The sequence below is a fragment of the Lysobacter korlensis genome, from assembly GCF_042434515.1.
Window position 1 is genome coordinate 1 of record NZ_JBHLTG010000040.1, and the last position, 1,508, is coordinate 1,508.

2 protein-coding genes are annotated in these 1,508 nt (G+C 59.3%); both read right to left on the reverse strand.

Annotated features, from left to right (window positions below; translation table 11 throughout):
- Positions 1-485 precede the first annotated feature (485 nt).
- Complete coding sequence (locus ACFFGH_RS34320) at positions 486-968, reverse strand: hypothetical protein (protein WP_386677440.1); 483 nt, start codon at positions 966-968, stop codon at positions 486-488.
- Between the two features lie 70 nt (positions 969-1,038).
- On the reverse strand, positions 1,039-1,395 hold the full coding sequence (locus ACFFGH_RS34325; RefSeq protein ID WP_386677441.1) for a hypothetical protein: 357 nt from the start codon (positions 1,393-1,395) through the stop codon (positions 1,039-1,041).
- Between the last annotated feature and the right edge of the window lie 113 nt (positions 1,396-1,508).

Genomic DNA, 1,508 nt, shown 5'->3' on the forward strand with positions numbered 1-1,508 from the left:
CGTCTGAAAGGTTGGCTGCGTAGAGAAGGCTCATTAGGGGCCTAACACCTGAGTTAAGCCGCGCCGCGAAGCGGCGTCGGCTTGGACGAATTGTTAGAGGGACGGTAGCGGATTTTCCGCATGAGCGCCCCGGTGCACAGCCCCAGCCCCTCTACCTCAGCGTTTGCCGGATAACCGTCCTTAGGCAGCAGGCGATCCACACGGTCTATCAGCCTGATGGCGGCAGCGCGGTCTACTGGCTCGGCCTGCAGAAGGGCTCGGCACTCTTCCGAAGACGGCAGAACCCCAAATCGCATATGCGGCTTTGGCTGCGAGCAGCCTACAGAAGTCACTACCCCCAGAGCGGCCAGGGCGGCTAGAGCCATCTGCTTTGCTCGATCAAGCCGCTTCATTGCTCGGCCGCCCTCTAACACCTGAGTTAAGCCGAACCGCGAAGCGGTTTCGGCTTGGACGAATTGTTAGACCCTTCGACGATACCCGAAGCATTAATCACCGCTGTTAACTCGCTGGCGCTCATGCTCGAGCTCATCCAGCAGAGTATGGATGCACTTGCTGAACTTTCTGTCCCCTGGTGTTCCGGTGGTCTGACACGCAATCAAGCGGGCTCTCGCCAATTCCGATTGCGGTCGATAGTCGTGCGTAAGCAATTGGCGAGCACACTTGGCTGTGCGGTAGGAACGGATGGTTGGCACGTCGAGCGCCTTGTCCAGGTATACATCAAAGGCCCGGGAGGCAGCCACGGCCTTCGCAGAGTCACCATCCGGTAGCGAGCTATACATAGCCAGCAAGGTTTCGACCGGCTGCCCCTCGTTGCGTTTATGAACGTAGAGATTCACCAGGGCGGACTCGGCCTGGTCGCAGGCAACGCCTGTGGAGATCCGCGGTCCAACCCACACTTGGGCATGGCCGGCCGAAGGCAGGGCCAGCAAGGTAGCCACCGAGATAGCAAGAGCGGTTTGCCTGGACACGCATGATCCTTTCACGGTCTAACACCCGAGTTAAGCCGCGCCGCGAAGCGGTGTCGGCTTGGACGAATTGTTAGGCGCTACCCGGCAATGGCTCCGCCGAGCCGATGCACTTGGTGACGCCGCAGAAATCTGTGAGAACACTACCCGAGAAGTGACCGTTAAGCCTCAGCTCGATCTGAGGCAGATCAGCGGGTAACACAGTCAACTCGATACCGCCTGGTGTTGCTGCAACGCGAAAGCGATGCTCCCCAGCTACTTTTAACTCAGAGACGACAATGCCCAGGTCGCTGTCAATGCATGCGTTGTTGGAGGGCGAGAGCATGAAGACACAGTCGCCGCTCGCTCTCGTGTCATCCGGCGCCAAAAGCACCGCTCCAACACGATCGCCCTGTTCAGACAGGAGGAGGATCACCTCTGGGATATCCACGACCTCTCCTGTAGCGCCTAACACCTGAGTTAAGCCGCGCCGCGAAGCGGCGTCGGCTTGGACGAATTGTTAGGCCCTAAAGCCCGGCATTGCGGACAGCGAGCCCCTTAACT